Genomic DNA, 18,925 nt, shown 5'->3' with positions numbered 1-18,925 from the left:
CCGGCACCATGTTGAAATCCGGCACCATCTTGATTACCAGCCGCGATCCGGCGCTGGCCGCACGCCTGGGCTGGCTGCTGGCCGCCCCGCTTCTGCTGCTGGTCACCATGGCCTATACCGGCTTCGACCCTCGTCTGCTGCTGGATGCCGCCACGCTCGCCACGCTGGGCAGTTTTGTCGGCCAGTTCTTCCCGCCCAGCCACGAGCCGGCCTTTGTCGCCAGCCTGCTGCGCGAAACCGTCACCACCCTGGCCATTGCCAGCCTGGGCAGCCTGATCGCCATGCTGATCGGCCTGCCGGTAGCACTGCTCACCAGCCGCGCGCTGGATCGGGACGCACTGTGCGGTGATGCCCCCTCCCGCCCGTGGCGTTTATTTCAAGGCAGCTTGCGCGGCTTGATGGTGGTGCTGCGCGGTGTGCCCGACCTGGTATGGGCGCTGCTCTTGGTGCGCGCCGCTGGCCTGGGCAGCCTGCCAGGCGTGCTGGCGCTGGGCCTGGCCTATGGCGGCATGCTGGGCAAGGTGTATGCCGAGATTCTGGAAGCGCAGCCGCGTGAGCCCGCCGCCGCGCTGGCCGCCAGTGGCGCCAGCCGCCTGGCGGTGTTTGGCTGGGCGCTGCTGCCGCAGGCCATGCACGAGCTGATCAGCTACAGCGTGTATCGCTGGGAATGCGCGATCCGCGCCTCGGCGGTAATGGGCTTTGTCGGTGCCGGCGGCCTGGGCCTGCTGCTGGATACCGCCATCCGCATGCTCAACGGCGGTGAAGTCGGCGCGCTGCTGCTGGTTTTCGTGATGCTGGTGGCGCTGACCGAAACCATCAGCCGCCTGGCGCGGCTGGCGGTGGAAAGCCGCCGTGGCGGCGCGCTGTTCGCCAGCGGCGTTATGGCGCTGTTGGCCGCAGCGCTGCTGTGGCTATTGCCACAGTGGCAGGACAGTCCGTTCGATATCGGCGGCGTGCTGCGCTTTGGCAGCGAGCTGCTGCAACCCAATCTCGCCCCGGCTTTTCTGCTGCAGGTCGCCGGCGGCATGCTGGAAACGCTGGCGCAATCAGCACTGGGTACCGCGCTGGCCTTCATTGGCGGTGCGCTGCTGGCACTACCGGCCAGCAACCGCGGCCCGCGCTGGCTGCGCGCGCCGGTGCGGCTGCTGCTGAATTTCCTGCGCGGTACGCCGGACCTGCTGTGGGGCGCCATCGCGGTGCTGGCGCTAAGCCTGGGACCAGCTGCCGGCGTGCTCGCGCTAGCGATGCACACCAGCGGCGTGCTGGGACGGCTGTTCGCGCAGACGCTGGAAAATCTGCCGCCGGAACCGGAACAGGCACTGCAACTCAGCGGCGCCCCTGCTGCTGCCCGCCTCGCCTACAGCCTGCTGCCGCAGGCGCTGCCGCAGTGGATCGCCTACACGCTATACCGCTGGGAAAACAATATCCGCATCGCCGCCATGCTCGGCCTGGTGGGCGCCGGCGGCCTGGGGCAGCAGCTGTACCTGGCGCTGTCGCTGTTCCAGTTGCACAACGCCGCCACGCTGATCCTGGCCATGCTGCTGCTGTCCTGGGGAGTGGAATGCCTCAGCCGCTGGTTGCGACAAGGGCTGGAATAATCCAGGCAAGGTCCGGCTGATTTGTGCACCTCGAAAAACTCCAGCTTTCGTCGCGACACTGCGTTGCTCACGAAAAATTTTTCCTTACATATCAAACATATGCTGCGTCAAAATTTTCCGCTCGCGCCTTGTCTCGCTTAGAAATCCGGGTTTTCGAGGCGCCCATTTGTGCAGCGCTTCCCTAGCGCGGCAGCAGCCGGATCAACTGGCCATTGGCGGCATCGGTCAGCACATAGATCAGGCCGTCCGGCCCTACCCGTACATCCCGGATGCGCTGCCGCAGGTCGGTCAGCAGCTTTTCCTCCCGCACCACCCGACCCCCGTCCAGCACCAGCCGCGCCAGATACTGGAACTTGAGCGCCCCCACCAGCAGGCTGCCGCGCCATGCCTCGCCATAACGCGAGCTGTGCAGGAAGGTCATGCCGGATGGCGCAATCGACGGCGTCCAGTAGTACACCGGCTGTTCCATACCAGCCTTGGCAGTGATGCCGGCGCCTATCGGCCCGCCACCGTACTGCTCGCCGTAGCTGATTACCGGCCAGCCGTAATTGCGCCCCGGCTGGATGCGATTGAGCTCGTCCCCACCCTGCGGGCCGTGTTCGATCAGCCACAGCTGCCCATCCGGCCCCAGCGTGGCGCCCTGCGGGTTGCGGTGACCATAGCTCCAGATTTCCGCCATGGCGCCGCTGCGGCCAACAAAGGGATTGTCCGCCGGTATGCGGCCATCCTTGCCGATGCGCACCACCTTGCCCAGGTGATTGCCCAGCGACTGGGCATCCTGCATTCGCGAGTAGCGTTCGCCCAGCGTCAGAAACAGGCTGCCGTCGCCGGCATCCACGATGCGGCAGCCAAAATGCAGCCGGCTGGCCACCCGCGGCTGCTGCACGAACAGCACGCGGACCTGCTCCAGCCTGCCGGCTGCCGCATTCAGCCGGGCCGAGGCCAGCGCGGTAGCATTGCCACTGGCCGGTGTGCCGGGCTGGGCATAGCAGAAATAGATAGTGTGGTTGGCCGCATAATTGCGGTCGGCAATCACATCCAGCAAACCGCCCTGCCCGCCATCGTCGACGGCAGGCACCCCGTCCAGCGGCGCACTTGGCTGCCCGTCCGGCTGCAGCAGCCGCATGCGCCCGGGGCGTTCGCTCAGCAACATGCGGCCCTGGTCGAGGAAAGCCAGCGCCCATGGGTATTGCAGCCCGCTGGCCAGCACCTGGCGCTGTAACTCCACAGCCATGACAGGCTGGCCGGACAGCAGCCCCAGCAGGCTGCAGCAGAACAATACACGGCGCATGACAAGCTCCTTTGGGAGTAAAGCCAGGCCCGGCTGACCCGGCGCCAGCTGCAATGACCGGCAGCGTCAGGCGGAAGTTCTGCCGCTACCTTGGCGGCAGCACCGGCCGCTGGCTGATCGGCGTGGACAGGATGATGCTGGTGCGCGTCTCGCCCAGATCGTTCAGCCGCGATACCAGCAGCTCCAGGTGCGACACATCGCGCGCCAGCAGGCGGAACACATAGGAATCATTGCCGGTGACATGGTGGCACTCCTGTACCTCCGGCATCGCTTCCAGCCGTTCCAGCAGGGTTTTCTTGGCCGGCTGCGGCACGGTGATGCCCACCAGCGCCGACAGCGCGTAACCGGCTCTCAGCGGCGCCACCACCGCGTGGTAGCCACGTATCACCCCCGCTTCTTCCAGCCGCTTTACCCGTTCCGATACCGCCGGCACCGACATGCCCACGCTTTGCGCCAGTTCGGTCAGCGACTGGCGGGCATTGCCCTGCAGCGCCTGCAGAATGCTCCAGGATTTGCTGTCTATTTCCATTTGTAAGGTCCATTTGCCGATATACCTGAAAAACACAGGCTTAACTGCACTTCCACCAACAGCATGGCATGGTTGCGCGCCGTCGTCAGCGGCACACTATGGCAATCATCTTGCAGGAGTTAACCATGAGCTTGTTCATGCAGGCGTTCGGCATTGGCCTGGCAATTGCCGCCCCGGTCGGCCCCATCGGGCTGCTGTGCATTGAGCGCACGCTGCGCCACGGCCCGGCGCGCGGGCTGGTTACCGGTCTTGGCGCCGCCACCGCGGATGCGGTGTATGCCAGCATCGGCGCTACCGGCATGGGGGTGCTGATTGGCTGGCTGACGGCTTTGGCTACCCCGCTGGCGCTGGCCGGCAGCGCGGTGCTGCTGTATCTGGGTGTGGCTACCCTGCGCCGGCCGCCAGCCGAGCATGCGGCCAACGCGCACGAGGGGGGCCAGCTGTTTGCCGCCTACAGCAGCGCGCTGGCGCTGACGCTGAGCAACCCGATGACCATTCTGTCCTTCATCGCGGTATTTGCCGGCCTGGCAGGCGGACATGCACCGGACAGCGCGGATGCCGTGCTGATGGTACTGGGCGTGTTCTGTGGTTCGGCGCTGTGGTGGCTGTTGCTGGCTTATGGCGGCGGCCGGCTGCTGGCACGGCTGGGCAGCCGTGGCCGGCAGTGGCTGGACCGGCTGTGCGGGCTGCTGCTGCTGGCCTTCGCCATGGGCATCGCCTGGCGCACGCTGACACCGCTGCTTGCCGGCTGATACCAGGCCGAATGGCGCTGCATGCACGGAACCATTGCGCGATCCCCGCTGCCGGACCGTGGGCAATCGATGGCAACACTCGCCTTTTCGGATGCCCACTCTCACGGCGGGGCGGCCAGCTTGCCCCCCTCGCGGTTGCCACGCGGGAAAAATTTGACAAATCAAGTATTTACTTGCAAACTGCACGTCGACTCTTCTCTGGCGGTTCCCAACAGCCGCCTGCCTTGCCTTAACTGCTGTCATCCCGCACAGCAATTTCCGCTCAGGTTTACGAAGCCATTCGCCATGCCGCCGTGCTTGATACACGTGTGGCGCGCTGCCATTTCACGATTGGAGCTGCCATGTCCAAAGAAGACATGATCGAACTGCAAGGCGTTGTCATCGAGATGCTGCCGGAATCGCGTTTTCGCGTCCGGCTCGATAACAACGTGGAGATTCTCGCCTACGGCTCGGGCAAGATGAAGCTGCACCGCATTCGCGTGCTGGTCGGCGACCGAGTCACGGTGGAAATGTCGCCCTACGATCTTACCAAGGGGCGCATCAACTTCCGCCACCCAACCGCAAAACCAGAATATGCGGCTCCCGCAAGGCGCCGCCATTAACGGCTATCCACACCGGGTAGCCGCAAGGAAATACCCAATGAAAATCAAAGAACTGAAACAGGGTGACCAGATCACCCAGCAAATCGACAATTCGCCAATTTCGTTTGAAGTACTGTCCATCCAGCAAAGCGGCCGCCGCTTCATGGTGACCTTCCGCTCGATCTTCGGCATTGCCAGCGCCAGCTACCAGGGCGAAGCCTGCGTCACCATGGCGTAATACCTGAACCGGTCGTAGCAGTACCATCAACCCGCCTGCATGGCGGGTTTTTGTATGCTGGGTACTACATGGCAGGCTGGGTAGAATGCGGCAACCATGCACCAAGGAGCCGCCATGCACCCCACCGCCAGCCTGCAGCAACTGCTGCAACAGGAAAGCGATCTGCAACTGCCGCGCTTCGACCACGACCACGCCTGGCAGCTGGGCTGTTTGCTGCGCGAGCTGGCTCTTCAGCAACAAGCCAGCGTGGTCATCGAGATTCATGCCTATGGCCAGGTGCTGTTCAGCCATGCCATGGCCGGCACCAGCCAGGACAATGCGCACTGGCTGGAACGCAAGCGCAACAGCGTGCTGCGCTTTGGTCACAGCTCGTTGTACCTGGGTGAATACCATCGCAGCAAGGGCCGCGAATTCGAACTGCAGCCGCATATCGATGCCAGCCGCTACTGCGCGCATGGCGGCAGTTTTCCGCTGCGCCTGAGCAGTGGCGGGCTGATCGGCGCCGTTACCGTGTCCGGGCTGCCACAGCTTGTCGACCACCAGCTGGCATGCCAGGCTCTGGCCAGCCTGCTGGCCACGCTGCAGTAGGTGCGCGGCCAACTGTGCGACAATGACGCCCTGACCAACCCCTGTTTGCCGCCATGAGTTCTTCCCTGCGTGCCGTACTGCTGATGGGCCCTACCGCCTGCGGCAAAACCGGCCTGGCGCTGGCGCTGGCCGCGCGTTTCCCGCTGGAGATCGTCAGTGTCGATTCGGCACTGGTGTATCGTGATATGGACATTGGCACCGCCAAGCCCAGCGCCGCCGAGATGTCCAGCTGCCCGCACCACCTGATCGACATCATCGACCCCACCGCCGCCTACTCTGCCGCGCAATTCCACGCCGATGCCAACCGGCTGATTGCCGACATCTGCGCGCGCGGCAATATCCCGCTGCTAGTGGGCGGCACCATGCTGTACTACAAGGCGCTGCTGGAAGGGCTGTCCGACCTGCCGCAGGCCGATGCCGCGCTACGCGCCGAACTGGATGCCGAAGCGGCAGCCAAGGGCTGGCCGGTCATGCATGCGCAGCTGGCTGCCATCGACCCTGTCACCGCAGCCCGGCTGGCGCCCAACGATTCGCAACGCATCGGCCGTGCGCTGGAGGTATGCCGCCTCAGCGGCGAGCCGATGTCGGCGCTGCTGGCGCGCGGCCGTGCGGCTGCGGCCAACTTTGCCGCGCTGCGGCTGGCGCTGGTGCCGCAGGAGCGGCAATGGCTGCACGACCGAATCGCGCTGCGGTTCGAACAGATGCTGGAACAGGGCTTTCTGGACGAAGTCAGCCGGGTGCGCAGCCGCTACCCGGGCTTGTCGCTGGAGCTGCCATCGATGCGCTGTGTCGGCTATCGCCAGGCCTGGGAATACCAGGACGGCCTGTTCGATTACGACGAGCTGCGTTTTCGCGGCATTGCCGCCACCCGCCAGCTGGCCAAGCGCCAGCTCACCTGGCTGCGCGGCATGCCGGAAAACACCGAGCTGGACTGCCAGCAAGCCGACCTGCTGACCCCGGTGGCTCGCCAGATGGAACACTGGCTGGCCACTTGCCAGAAATAGTAACGCACGTTACCATCTAGCCATGCAAGAATCACGCCCCAGCTGTCACAGCTTCGCCGCCTGCGAGCAAGCTACCGACAACATTGCCCGCAAGATGCCCGGCTCCCCCCGCGAGGAGGTGCTGCTGACGCGTCTGGCATTGCATATCCAGCCCTATCTGCTGAGCTATCTGAATGATTCGCTGAAGCCGTTCGGCGTCAACGAAACCACCTGGATGGCACTGATGGTGCTGTATGCCCGCCCGGAGCAACGCATCAACCCGTCCGAGCTGTCGGACGCGCTGTCGTTCTCGCGCACCAATGCCACCCGGGTGGTGGACGACCTGTGCGAACGCGGGCTGATTCAACGCCTGTTCTGCCCCGATGACCGCCGCAAGACCATCCTGGTACTGACCGAGGCCGGGCAGCAGTTCATTGCCGAGACCATGCCCAGCCAGCGCCAGCGCGTGCGCGAGCTATGGCGCGACTTCGACGATAGCGAGAAGGCCATGCTGGACAAACTGCTGCGCAAGCTGCTGGCCAGCATCGAGAGCTGAGCCGGCAAAGTACAGACGGAAACAATCCGAACGCGCGTTTCATGCCAGCATGCATGAACGACAGAAGCAAGCCACCCGCTTGCTTTTTTCTTCGACAAATAATAACGCAGGTGATCATTACATGCGTAAACATAACCCGCAACGCACCCTGGTGGCAGCAAGCCTTGGCCTGCTGCTCACCGCCTGCGCCACACCGCAGGTTTCAGCCCCCAGCAGCCAGCCACTTACCATTACCGAACTTGGCGGCGAGATGCAGGCCCAGCCGGTAACCAGCAACTGGTGGCGCAGCATCCCGGACAGCAGCCTGCAGCAGCTGATTGACACCGCCCTGAGCGCCGCCCCCAGCCTGGCACAGGCCGATGCCCGCCTGCGCAGCGCGCGTGCCGGCAGCGAGCTGGCCGCCAGCAACGACGGTCTGCATATCAATGGCAGCGCCAGCTTCAGCCGCGAACGCATCTCCGAATACGCCAACCTGCCCAGCTACCTCACCGGACGCTGGACCAGCCTCAGTACCGTGGGAGTCGATCTCTCCTACCGCTTCGACTTCTGGGGCAAGACCCGCGCCCAGCTGGCCGCCAGCCGCGGCCAGGCCCGCGCCGCGGCACTGGAAGCCGATGACGCCCGCCAGTGGCTGGCCTGGGCACTCAGCAGCCAATACCTGGAATGGCGTGCGGCACAACAGGGGCAGCAGCTGCTGCAACAGGATGTGCAACTGGCACGCCAGCAGCTGCAACTGAGCGAGCAGAAGCAACGCAGCGGCCTGAGCGCCGCGGACGATGTCGCGCAATACCGCGCCCAGCTGGCTGAGGCTGAGGAAAAACTGCAGCGCCTTGCCATGCGCGAAGCGCAGGCACGCCATGCACTGGCGGCGCTGAGCGGTCAGCCGCAAGCCAGCATCGACGCCCTGCCGGCCGCAGCGTTGCCCGCCTGGGATATCGCGCTGCCGCAACTGCGCACCGGTCAGCTTGGCCTGCGCGCCGACATCCTGGCCGCCCGCGAGCGGGTGGAAGCCAGCAGCCAGAACGTGAAGGCGGCCAAGGCCGACTTCTACCCCGATGTGCAGCTGAGCACGCTGGCCAACGTGTCCTCCAACGAGCTTGGCGAGCTGTTCAGCTACGGCGCCCGCAGCCTGCGTCTGCTGCCGGCCATCACGCTGCCGATTTTCAGCAATGGCGCACTGAATGCCCGCCTCGATGCCCGTACTGCCGATTACGAGCTGGCAGTCGCCAACTACAACCAGACCCTGCTCGCCGCCATGCGCGACACCGCCGACCGCAGCAGCAATCTGCAAGTGCTGCAGCAGGCGGAAAACGCTGCTGCGGCCAACCTGTCCGCACGGGAAACCGCCGCCCGTGGTGTGAACGGCCGTGTGCGCGCCGGCCTGGCGGCGCCGATACAGGGGCTGGCAGAAAACCGTCGCCTGCAACAGGCCCGCTTCAGCACGCTGGATACCCACACTCAACGTCTGCAGGCCCAGGCCGCGCTGCTGCGCGCGCTGGGCAGCCTGCCGGCCGACAAGGAATAAGCCCATGGAACAAGCACAAACCACCCCGAACAACGCCCGCCGTACCGCCCTTACCCGCCTGACCGCCGTACTGGTGGTAGCCGGCATTGTTGGCGGCGCCTACTGGTTCTTTGCCTTGCGTGGCATGGAAAGCACCGATGACGCCTATGTCGCCGGCAACCTGATTCCGGTTTCCAGCCAGATCGCCGGCAATGTGGTAGCCATCCACGCCGACGACACCCAGCAAGTCGCTGCCGGCGATGTGCTGGTCCGCCTGGAACAGAGCGACGCGCGGCTGGCCTTCGACCGCGCCAAGGCCGAGTTGGCACAGGCAGTACGCCAGAGCCGGCAGCTGATCGCCGGCAGCAGCAAGGCCGATGCCGTGCTGGCGCAGCGCGAAGCCGACCTGCTGCGCGCCCGCAGCGACCTGGCCCGCGCCGAGGGCGACCTGGCGCGCCGCGAGCAGGCAGCACGCGAACAGGCGATTGCCGTCGAGGAACTGCAGCACGCCCGCGATGCGGTAAGCACCGCCCGCGCCAGCCTGGCGGCCGCCGAAGCCGCGCTGCAGGCCGGTCGCGAAGAAAAGAATGCCAGCCACGCGCTGGTGCTGGGCAGCAAGCTGGAACAGCAGCCGGCAGTGGCACGCGCCGCCGCCGCGGTACGGGAAAGCTGGCTCGCCCTGTCGCGCACCGAGATCCGCGCGCCGATGGCCGGCACCGTGGCGCGTCGCAGCGCCCAGCCGGGCAGCCGCGTGCAGCCCGGTACCCCGCTGCTGGCGATTGCCGCGCTGGACAGTGCCTGGGTGGATGCCAACTTCAAGGAAGTGCAGCTGAAAAACCTGCGCATCGGCCAGCCGGTTACCCTGCATGCCGATCTGTACGGCAGCGATGTCAGCTACCACGGCAAGGTGGCCGGCCTTGGCGCCGGCACCGGCAGCGTGTTCTCGCTGCTGCCGCCGCAGAATGCCACCGGCAACTGGATCAAGGTGGTGCAGCGGGTTCCGGTGCGCATCAGCCTGGACGCCCGCGAGCTGAAAACCCACCCGCTGCGCTTCGGTCTGTCGATGCAGGTGGAAGTGGATACCCGTGACCAGAGCGGCCCGCTGCTGCTCGCCGCCCCCAAGGGCAAGCCGGCGCTGGCCACCAGCGTGTTCGCACAGGGCATGCAGCAGGCCGACCGGGTGGTGGCCGACATCGTTGCGGCCAACCTCGGCAAGTAAAGGAGCTTCAGCATGGCGCATCCGCCATTGGAAGGCCGCTCGCGCACGCTGGTAACGCTGGCGCTGTCGCTGGCCACCTTCATGCAGGTGCTGGACACCACCATCGCCAACGTGGCGATTCCCACCATCGCCGGTGACCTGGGGGCTTCCACCAGCCAGGGCACCTGGGTGATCACCTCGTTCGGCGTGGCCAATGCCATCGCGGTGCCGATCACCGGCTGGCTGGCCAAGCGGCTGGGGGAAGTTCGGCTGTTCCTGATCGCCACCCTGGGCTTCGTGCTCAGCTCGCTGCTGTGCGGCATCGCCCCCAGCCTGGAACTGCTGATCCTGTTCCGCGTGCTGCAGGGTGCGCTGGCCGGGCCGATGATTCCGCTGTCGCAGAGCCTGCTATTGCAGAGCTACCCGCCACAGAAGCGGGCCATCGCCATGGCGCTGTGGACCATGACCATCATCGTGGCGCCGATTTTCGGCCCGATTCTGGGCGGCTGGCTGTCCGACAACTGGCACTGGAGCTGGATCTTCTTCATCAACATCCCGGTGGGGATAGCCTCGGCGCTGCTGACCTGGCGCGAGCTGCGGCACCGTGAAACCACCACCGTGCAGCTGCCCATCGACAAGCTGGGCCTGGTGCTGCTGGTGCTGGGTGTGGGCTGCCTGCAGATGATGCTGGACCGCGGCAAGGAGCTGGACTGGTTCCACTCCGGCGAGATCGTGCTCTACGGCATCATCGCGCTACTGAGCCTGAGCTACCTGATGGTATGGGAGCTAACCGACCACCACCCCATCATCGATCTGTCGCTGTTCCGCGATCGCAACTTCAGCGTCGGGGTGATCTCGGTCAGCATCGGCTTCATGCTGTACTTCGGCGCCATCGTGCTGATGCCGCTCTTGATGCAGACCCAGCTGGGCTACACCGCCACCGAGGCCGGCCTTGCCACCGCGCCGATCGGCATCCTGCCGGTGCTGCTGTCGCCGGTGATCGGCAAGAACGCGCACCGGCTGGACATGCGCGTGGTGGTGACCATCAGCCTGCTGATGTTTGCCGTCTGCTTCTGGTGGCGCTACGCCACCTTCAACCCGGAGATGAGCTTCATCGACCTGGCGCTGCCGCAGTTCGTGCAGGGTATCGCGCTGGCCGGTTTCTTCATGCCGCTGACCACCATCACGCTGTCGAACATGAAGCCGCAGCAGCTGGCCAGTGCCTCCAGCCTGTCCAACTTCCTGCGCACGCTGGCCGGCTCCATCGGCGCCTCGCTGTTCACCTGGCAGTGGGAGCACCGTGAAGCGGTGCATCATGTGCAGCTTACCGATCGCATCAGCCTGTATGACGACACGACGCGCCAGGCACTTGGCAGCATGCAGCAGCTGGGCATGAGCCAGGAACAGGCCGCCGCCATGCTGGCGCGCGACGTGACCCGACAAGGCATGTTCCTGGGCGCCAACGAGATCTTCTGGCTGTGCGCGATCCTGTTCGTGGTGATTACCGGGCTGATCTGGTTCTCGCGGCCGCCAAAAGCGGCAGCCGGCGCGGCACCGGTGGTGGATGCCGGACACTAGCCAGTCAGCCGCAGGCTGCGGCCAACGTTGGCCGCAAAAAAAACGCCAGCTGGCAGCAATGCCCGCTGGCGTTTTTTATGCTACCGCTCAGGCGGCGGCAACGATGCGGATTTCCACCTTCCAGTCCGGGTGTGCCAGCTTGGCCCCAACAGTGCAGCGCACCGGTGCATGGCCTTCGGCTACCCAGGCTTCCCAGGCTTCGTTCATCTGATCGAATTCGTTCAGGTCCGGCATGAAGATGGTGGCTTCGATGATGCGGGTCTTGTCGCTACCCAGCTCGGCCAGCACCTTGTCCACCAGCGACAGGGTTTCTGCGGTCTGCTGGCGGGCATCGCCCTGCCCGCTTTCCGGCACCTGCACGGTGTAGATCAGGCCATTGACGATAACGGCTTCGGACATGCGCTTGCCGGGAAGATGACGATGAATGCTCATGCAATATGCTCCTGTACCATGTTGGCCGCATTGTACGCGATATCCGGCTAGCGTCGACCTGCCTGCACCAGCCGCAATAACGCTGCGCTACCCGGCCTGACCGCCACTGATGATGGGAGCCCCCATTACACCACCCAGGCCTGGAAACAGGCTATCCGCTGCGCTATCGGCAGCTGGCAGCGCCATCAGGGTCGGTGGCGAAGCAATGGCCGCCGTCGGTTGCAGCTCCTGCATGAAACGCTCGCCGCCTTGTTCCTGCCAGGCCAGGAACTGCTCGGCGGATAGTGGCGGCGTCAGCCAGTAGCCCTGCAGGTACTCACACTGCCAGTCACACAACATTCTGGCCACCGCCTGCGTTTCCACCCCTTCCGCCACCACTTGCATCCCCACACTGTGGGCAATGCCAATGATGGCGCGAATGATGGCGGCATCTTCGCCGTTTTCGCTGTCATCCCGCTCCAGCGGTGCCACGAAGGCACGATCGATCTTCAGCTCCGTCACCGGCAATTGCTTGAGCATGGCCAGCGAGGAATAGCCGGTGCCAAAGTCATCAATCGACAAGCGTACCCCCTGCTCGCACAAGGCATTCAGCACCAGGCGCACGCTGTCCAGGTGCTGCATCACCCCGCTTTCGGTGATCTCCAGCGTCAATAGCTCGGCGGGTACCGCGTATTTTTCCAGCAGCTCCTGTACCAGCTGCGGCAACTGGCGGTGGTGGAGGTCTTGTGCCGACAGGTTCAGCGATAAACCGATGCGGTAGCCGCGCTGTAGCCACCTGGCCATCTGGGCGATACCGCGTTCCAGCACCCACATACTGAGCTGCCAGGTGGCATCTGCCCGCTCCACCAGGGGAATGAACTCCACTGGAGAGACCCGGCCCAGCTGCGGATGGTCCCAGCGCAACATTGCCTCGGCAGTATCCACACGGCCAGTCGCCAGGTTCAGCTTGGGCTGATACACCAGCAGGAACTGTTCGGCGGCGATCGCCGAACGCAAGTCGCGCAGCAACAGGTTACGGCGCTCGAACAGTTTGTCGCTGCCGTTGTGATAGGTCTGGATCCGGCTTGCCAGGTGCGAGGCCTCACGCTTGGCAATGTGCGCATGCTGCAGCAGGGTTTCCGGATCCCGGCCGTCCTGCGGATAAGTGGCAATGCCCATGCGCGAGCGCAATACCATCTCGGCCTCGCCATATGGAATCGGCTGCGCCAGTCTTTGCATCAGCTGCGATGCCACTGACAGAGCCTGGATGGTATCCACCCCGTGCAGCACCATGATGAATTCATCGCTCAACTGCCGCGCAAGATAATCTCCTGGCCCCAGTACCGCCTGACAACGACGGCACAACTCGACCAGCGCATAGTCGCCGCCCTGGTGGCTGTACTGTTCATTCACCGCCTTGAAGTCGGAAATGCCGATATGAATCACCGCCAGCGGCCGCGGCTGGGTCATGCGCGCCAGCAACCACTCCACCAATGCCAAGCGGTTTGGCAGGCCGGTAAGCTTGTCCTGTCGCTGCTCTTGCTCCTGCTGGGCATGCAGCTTGGCCTGTACCTCCAGCGCCAGTTGGGCGGAGTGCAGGTTTTCCTGGCGCATCTTGATCAGCAGCTGGGCCATGGCGTAGGCCAGGACCAATGCCTGGAACAGGCCCGCCAGCTGGATGATGGACTGGTCGAACGATACATTGCGCAACAAGCCCATGGTGCGTGAGGCATTGAGAACCGCCGCCAGCACCTGGGCAGCAAATGCCATCGCCATCAGACCGGCGGCCGGCACCTGCCGCCAGGCGAGCCAGCACACGGCGACAAATGCCGGCAAGGTGAGCCAGGCAGCCACCAGGGTGGTGTACATCGACCACAACACATGACCAAACACGGCAGGCAGGCAGGACAATGCGGCCAACACACTCCACACCTGTAGTCCGCGCCAGGCCCAGCGGGGCAGGCGGGTGGACATGTGCAGCAATTCAAACACCAGCGCGCAGTACAACAATACAGTGGCTGGCCCGGCAAAAAATGCCAGGCGGTTGTGCAGATCCGGGGCGTTGGGCCAGATGAACATCAGGTCATAGTCATTCATCACCATGCTGTAGATCAGCAGCCCGATCAGTGCCAGGCCGTATAGCAGAATGCTGCGCACGCGGGTAGCAACATAGGCGGTGAGCGATGCGGCGGCGATGGCACCAAACATCCCGAAAATCAGCCCATTGGCAAAATCCTGCTTCTGCTCGGATTCCAGAAACGTCTTTTCCGACAGCAGTACCGGCTTCAACATATGGTGCCAGCCGTCATAGGAGTCGGTGCGCACGTAAAGGTCGATATCCTTGGCCGGCGGCACCAGCACCGGGATACCCTGACGCCGGGTGGGCAACTCGCGTACCTGCATGGGCAGCCGGTCGCCAACCCGGCCCTGCGCCAGACGCATGCCAGTGCTGGCATCCAGCACATACCAGTCCAGATAGTCCTGCCGCGACACACCGAAATCCACCACGGCATTGCGGTCGGCGCTGCTGATATTGTGCAGACGCACGTGCAACCAGAATGCCGACGGGCTGGAAGCAAAATGCAGGCTTTGCTGGCGGGATCGCTGCCAGTTGCACTGCTGGCGCACTTCTTCCACCGAGCGCCCGTCTCGATCCTCGCACCAGCGCAGCATCGGCACCAGATTCTGTCGCTCATACAGGCGATCGCCCACAAAGCGTGGCACGATCACCACTTCCGGCATTAGCTGCGCTGCGGCCAACGCTGTGCTTATCCCCGCCAGTAGCGGAAACAGTAGCAGCATGGCAAGCAGCCGCCATGCGCTGCAGCTGGCGAGCGCATAGTTGTCTGGCACGACGGGCATGGCGTGAGAGAAGGTAGACATGATGACATCCTGTTTGCCGGGCACCACTACGGGTTCACGGGGCCTGGTCACCCTTGGCGGCCAGGCGGCCTGGCCTACTCCAGCGCCAGCGTGGTTTCTTCGGTAGACAACGGCAGTATCAAACGGAACTCGCTGCCACGGTCCAGCTCGCTCCATACGGCAACAGAGCCGCCATGCCGCTCGGCCACTGCCTTTACCATCGGCAATCCCAGACCGGCACCGTTGACCCGGCTTTCCGTAGCACTGCGATAAAACGGGCGGAAGATATGCACCAGTGTGTCGTGTGACATGCCGGCGCCGTGGTCGCGCACCACCACCGCGCACTCGCGGCCCTGAACCTCCACCCGGCACTCCACCGTGCTGCCGGCAGGGGAGAACTTGATGGCGTTGTTGATCAGGTTGTTGATGGCACGCGCCACCATTTCCCTATCCACCATCACTGGCACGGACACATCACTATCTGCATACAGCAAGGGGACTTCAGCCTGTTGCGCATACTCCCACAGGTCATCGACACACTCGGCCAACAGCGCGGCCAGGTCGTAGTGATCAACATGGAAAGACGCGGTCTGGGCGCGCTGCAGCTGGATAAACCCTTCCGCCAATGCCAGGGCACGGCGGGTATGCTTTTCCAGGCGCTCAATCAATACCGGCAGTGGCATGGCATCCGGCTGATGGCGCATCAGGCCCAACAATGCCAGTGATGACGCCTGTGGCTCCCGCAAATCGTGGCTGAGGAAATACAGGGCATCATCGCGCTGGCGCTGTTCATTACGCTGCAAGGTGACATCGGCCAGCATCAACACGCAGCCGGAAATATTGCCGTCGCTGGCAAACACCGGCGCCTGCTTGATCACCAGATTCCGTCCCTGGATGTCCTGCAACTCGAATTGCTCTCTTTCCAGTGACAGCGTTTCCAGCCGCTGCAGCAAGTCGACAGCGATTTCCGGCGTGGTCGCCAACGGCCGCAGGCAATATTCGAGCGGTTTGCCTTCCAATTCAGCTGCCACCGCCACCCCGAACAGACGAGCAGCCTGTTGGTTGGCCAGCCGGATGGTTTGCCGCTGATCGCACACCATGGCGGCATCCGGCAGGTTATCCAGCGCATCCACCATCAGATAGTAGGCGCTGCGCTGCTCAGCCAGCGCCTGGCGCAAGGCTTGCAGGCTACGCTCCAGGTCCTGCAGCTTCCAGGAGAACAACAAGCGGCCCGAGGCCTGCTTGGCAGCACCATCTCCCAACAGTTTGCCTGACTGCAGCACCAGCATCAGCGGGCCGATCATGCCGCGGATACTCCAGGCAATGGCCGCCACGGTATATACCGCAATCAGCGTACTTGGCCCCCAGGCCAGACCAGCAAATGCCTGCAGGCTTGCCGACAGCAGCAGCAGCCCGCCACTGGCCAGCGGCCACATCAACAGCGACCCCACCGGGCTGAGCCGGTACAGCCCCAGTAGAAGCAGCAGCAATACGCCAAGCTCCAGCAACCACTCCACACCCAGCCGCAGCGGACCGATAGTGCTGCCGGACAGAATGGAATCAATGCCATCCGCCACGATTTCCACCGGAAGCAACTGCCCACCGGCAGCATCCAGAGGGACCCTCAATGGTGTTACCAGGGCTTTGGCCGTCACCCCCACCAGAACGACACGGTCCCGCAATAGCGAGTCCGGAATGGTGCCGTCCAGAACCTCCAGCAAGGAGACATGTTCGTGCCCATCCAGGTTGCGGCCAAAGGCAATGCCGATAGTGGCATCCCGCTGCCAGCCGGCACCGGCAGCAATGGTGCCATTCATGTCCATGGCCACCGTGCCCTGGAAACTGCCGCTGCCGGATTTGCTCCAGGTTGCGGGCTGCGGCGCCAGCCCAGCCGCCTCCAGCGTAGCCAGTGCCAGATGCGGCCAACGTACCCCACCCTCCGGGCCTGCGTACAGGTGAATACGGCGCAACACGCCATCGGGGTCTGGCTGCAATTCCAGCTGTGCCCGCCGGTGGTAGGGCACGGTATCCCAGCTACCTACCGGCATGACTACGCGCTTCTTCCAGTTGAACAGCGCCCGTTCCATGGTTTCGTCACGCATCATGCTCAAGCGCGGCACAGGCAGATCGAAACCGATTGCCCTGGCCCTGGCCTGCATCACTCGATCAATCAGCTTGCCATACAAGCTTTCCGGCAGTGGCCATGCCCCCATGCGCTCAAGGCTACGCTGGTCGACATCGACTATCAGTACCGGCGACTGGTAGCCCCCTGCGGGGGATAGCGCCTGCAAGCCCTGCCAGCGGTCAAGAATGCTCTGATCTACCATCTGGGCAACCAGCGTGCCCCGTACCAGCAGATACAGCAGGCAGGAAAGTAGCAGCAACAGGCTCCAGGAGGCCCGCTGTGAGCGCAGCAACTGCCAGGGCAAATTCATCAGGACAGCTCCCGACTCTCTTCAACCAATGTTTCCAACCGGTAACCCTGGCCGTAGACAGAGCTGAGCTTGTAGCCATTCTCCGGACGCAAGCGCAACAGGTTGCGTACCCGCGAGATATGGGTATCCAGCGAACGGCTCATTAGATCCGTGCCGGTGGGATTGGTGGCTGTCCACAAGGAGTCGAGCAGGTACTGACGAGACAGCAGACGCCCCATATTGCGAAACAGGAATAATGCCAGCTCAAATTCCTTCTGTTTCAACACTACCGGCTCGCCATCGATTTCAACCGTGCAGGTGGCGGCATTGAAATAATAAATACCCCATTTCTTTTCGCCTGCAGTCTGTTTGGGATAGACCCGGCGCAACAGGGCGGTCACCCGGGCGGTCAGCTCGCCGATCCGCATTGGCTTGACCATGAAGTCGTCGGCTCCGGCGGATAGCCCCTCGACGATTGCGGCCTCGTCATCGCGCACCGTCAGAAACAGGATCGGTACCCGTTCCTTGACATAGCTGCGAATCCATTTAACGACTTCCGGCCCCCGCGTATCCGGCAGATTCCAGTCCAGGATAATCAAATCAAAATTATCGCGTGACAAATGCCGGGTCAGGTCTTTCCCGGTGGTAAAGGTATGGCACTCATGACCGATTGCTTTCAGCGTATACTTAGTCAATTCGAGTTGATCCTGATCATCATCAAGCGTTGCAACGCGCATGATTTACTCCCGTTCTTCAGTAGAAAATGGCAACGGAGAATGAACTCTGGATTTAGCTACACCCTGTTCACTGGTGGGACCGCTACCGTGGACAACACCTGCTCGCTACACACTACCGGTACAATTACCTGAATCGCATCGCTGCCAGCACCGGCACCCCTGGCGCACTGCCGACATTGACCGGCTTTACTCTTGTAAGCCAACGCTTTTCTGGCGGGGCTTGCATACATGAATAGCACCAGTCGCATCCAAGCAATTGTCAGGCGAAAACAAAATAATATCTAACCCATGCTAGCATGCTTGTACGTTGATAAAAGATGTTTGCAGTCATTTCGGAATATACCGACAAGAATACAATAATTTATGCAACATCCATAACACGGAAAATCACAACTCAATATTCCATGTGCACTGGTGAGAAATTGACATTTCTATAATCAAATCTCAACCAAATTAAATTATCACCACACACAACAGTGAATCAGATTCATCTTAAACAACAACCAGCCCACACCCCAACCTCTCTTTTGCCTTCCAGCGTGCGCTGTGCGCCCACATCACCATCAGCATAAAATGCCCGCCGCCTTTTTGCCGTGCTTAACATGTATTCTCTGGATGATTTTCAGAAAGTCACGCAATGCATGACAAAATCAATGCCGTTTAGATAAAAAACAATAAACAAGGGAATGCAATATGAAAGGGATTTATGGCACAGCGAAAGCAGACAAGCAGCCGGCAGGAGGGGGAAATAGCGCGCAAGGAGTATGAATGCAAAAAAGCCGGAACAGCATTGCTGTTCCGGCTTTTTGAATCTGGTCGGGGTGAGAGGATTCGAACCTCCGGCCTCTACGTCCCGAACGTAGCGCTCTACCAGGCTAAGCTACACCCCGTATCGAATTGTGATTGCAAGTGTTATCTGGTCGGGGTGAGAGGATTCGAACCTCCGGCCTCTACGTCCCGAACGTAGCGCTCTACCAGGCTAAGCTACACCCCGTACTCAAACTTGCAATATGAATGAATCTGGTCGGGGTGAGAGGATTCGAACCTCCGGCCTCTACGTCCCGAACGTAGCGCTCTACCAGGCTAAGCTACACCCCGCCTTGAA

General features: G+C 62.9%; 16 protein-coding genes and 3 tRNA genes. 10 read left to right on the top strand and 9 right to left on the bottom strand.

Features of this window, described 5'->3' with window-relative positions:
- Positions 1–8 precede the first annotated feature (8 nt).
- Positions 9–1,598, top strand: a complete 1,590-nt coding sequence (locus ACFOKJ_RS06370) for a PhnE/PtxC family ABC transporter permease (protein WP_390277611.1) — start codon at positions 9–11, stop codon at positions 1,596–1,598.
- A 181-nt stretch (positions 1,599–1,779) separates the two neighbouring features.
- Here the strand turns inward: ACFOKJ_RS06370 and ACFOKJ_RS06365 are convergent, their stop codons facing one another.
- Both ACFOKJ_RS06365 and ACFOKJ_RS06360 read right to left on the bottom strand, forming a co-directional pair.
- Positions 1,780–2,889: a PQQ-dependent sugar dehydrogenase gene (locus ACFOKJ_RS06365; RefSeq protein WP_390277609.1), complete on the bottom strand. Its 1,110-nt coding sequence runs from the start codon at positions 2,887–2,889 to the stop codon at positions 1,780–1,782.
- Between the two features lie 85 nt (positions 2,890–2,974).
- Positions 2,975–3,418, bottom strand: a complete 444-nt coding sequence (locus ACFOKJ_RS06360) for an Lrp/AsnC family transcriptional regulator (protein ID WP_390277607.1) — start codon at positions 3,416–3,418, stop codon at positions 2,975–2,977.
- 125 nt (positions 3,419–3,543) lie between these two features.
- On the opposite strand from ACFOKJ_RS06360, the gene ACFOKJ_RS06355 reads away from it, so the two are divergent.
- From ACFOKJ_RS06355 to ACFOKJ_RS06315, 9 genes are all read left to right on the top strand, one after another.
- The gene (locus tag ACFOKJ_RS06355) at positions 3,544–4,170 is read left to right on the top strand and encodes a LysE/ArgO family amino acid transporter (protein ID WP_390277605.1); all 627 of its coding nucleotides are present in this window, start codon (positions 3,544–3,546) and stop codon (positions 4,168–4,170) included.
- Between the two features lie 341 nt (positions 4,171–4,511).
- Positions 4,512–4,772 carry a translation initiation factor IF-1 gene (infA, locus tag ACFOKJ_RS06350; RefSeq protein ID WP_390277603.1) on the top strand — a complete coding sequence of 87 codons (261 nt, stop codon included), beginning with the start codon at positions 4,512–4,514 and terminating at the stop codon, positions 4,770–4,772.
- A 37-nt stretch (positions 4,773–4,809) separates the two neighbouring features.
- Positions 4,810–4,989 (top strand): hypothetical protein, encoded by a 180-nt coding sequence (locus tag ACFOKJ_RS06345; RefSeq protein ID WP_390277601.1) that lies wholly within the window; start codon positions 4,810–4,812, stop codon positions 4,987–4,989.
- A 114-nt stretch (positions 4,990–5,103) separates the two neighbouring features.
- The gene (locus ACFOKJ_RS06340; RefSeq protein WP_390277599.1) at positions 5,104–5,577 is read left to right on the top strand and encodes a heme-degrading domain-containing protein; all 474 of its coding nucleotides are present in this window, start codon (positions 5,104–5,106) and stop codon (positions 5,575–5,577) included.
- A 53-nt stretch (positions 5,578–5,630) separates the two neighbouring features.
- On the top strand, positions 5,631–6,581 hold the full coding sequence (miaA, locus tag ACFOKJ_RS06335; RefSeq protein WP_390277597.1) for a tRNA (adenosine(37)-N6)-dimethylallyltransferase MiaA: 951 nt from the start codon (positions 5,631–5,633) through the stop codon (positions 6,579–6,581).
- A gap of 22 nt (positions 6,582–6,603) precedes the next feature.
- On the top strand, positions 6,604–7,116 hold the full coding sequence (locus ACFOKJ_RS06330; protein ID WP_390277595.1) for a MarR family transcriptional regulator: 513 nt from the start codon (positions 6,604–6,606) through the stop codon (positions 7,114–7,116).
- A 121-nt stretch (positions 7,117–7,237) separates the two neighbouring features.
- Positions 7,238–8,641: an efflux transporter outer membrane subunit gene (locus tag ACFOKJ_RS06325; protein WP_390277593.1), complete on the top strand. Its 1,404-nt coding sequence runs from the start codon at positions 7,238–7,240 to the stop codon at positions 8,639–8,641.
- A gap of 4 nt (positions 8,642–8,645) precedes the next feature.
- The gene (locus ACFOKJ_RS06320) at positions 8,646–9,839 is read left to right on the top strand and encodes an HlyD family secretion protein (protein WP_390277590.1); all 1,194 of its coding nucleotides are present in this window, start codon (positions 8,646–8,648) and stop codon (positions 9,837–9,839) included.
- A gap of 12 nt (positions 9,840–9,851) precedes the next feature.
- A complete protein-coding gene (locus ACFOKJ_RS06315) occupies positions 9,852–11,396 on the top strand; it encodes a DHA2 family efflux MFS transporter permease subunit (RefSeq protein WP_390277588.1) in 1,545 nt (514 codons plus the stop codon).
- An 87-nt stretch (positions 11,397–11,483) separates the two neighbouring features.
- Here ACFOKJ_RS06315 and ACFOKJ_RS06310 read toward each other — a convergent pair whose 3' ends face one another.
- The 7 genes from ACFOKJ_RS06310 to ACFOKJ_RS06280 form a co-directional block, all read right to left on the bottom strand.
- Positions 11,484–11,828, bottom strand: a complete 345-nt coding sequence (locus tag ACFOKJ_RS06310; RefSeq protein WP_390277586.1) for a RidA family protein — start codon at positions 11,826–11,828, stop codon at positions 11,484–11,486.
- 87 nt (positions 11,829–11,915) lie between these two features.
- A complete protein-coding gene (locus ACFOKJ_RS06305) occupies positions 11,916–14,690 on the bottom strand; it encodes an EAL domain-containing protein (protein WP_390277584.1) in 2,775 nt (924 codons plus the stop codon).
- Positions 14,691–14,764: 74 nt separating this feature from the next.
- Complete coding sequence (locus tag ACFOKJ_RS06300) at positions 14,765–17,104, bottom strand: CHASE2 domain-containing protein (RefSeq protein ID WP_390277582.1); 2,340 nt, start codon at positions 17,102–17,104, stop codon at positions 14,765–14,767.
- On the bottom strand, positions 17,104–17,820 hold the full coding sequence (locus ACFOKJ_RS06295) for a response regulator transcription factor (protein ID WP_390277580.1): 717 nt from the start codon (positions 17,818–17,820) through the stop codon (positions 17,104–17,106). The genes ACFOKJ_RS06300 and ACFOKJ_RS06295 overlap by 1 nt, the downstream gene beginning before the upstream one ends.
- A gap of 813 nt (positions 17,821–18,633) precedes the next feature.
- Positions 18,634–18,710: transfer RNA gene (locus ACFOKJ_RS06290), tRNA-Pro, on the bottom strand.
- Positions 18,711–18,737: 27 nt separating this feature from the next.
- Positions 18,738–18,814 (bottom strand) — tRNA-Pro (locus ACFOKJ_RS06285).
- A 27-nt stretch (positions 18,815–18,841) separates the two neighbouring features.
- Positions 18,842–18,918, bottom strand: a tRNA-Pro gene (locus tag ACFOKJ_RS06280).
- Between the last annotated feature and the right edge of the window lie 7 nt (positions 18,919–18,925).

This window comes from Vogesella amnigena, from assembly GCF_042648905.1.
GTDB classification, from domain to species: domain Bacteria; phylum Pseudomonadota; class Gammaproteobacteria; order Burkholderiales; family Chromobacteriaceae; genus Vogesella; species Vogesella amnigena.
Note: the sequence above shows the minus strand (reverse complement) of the source record. Positions and strands in the feature narration are given on the sequence as shown.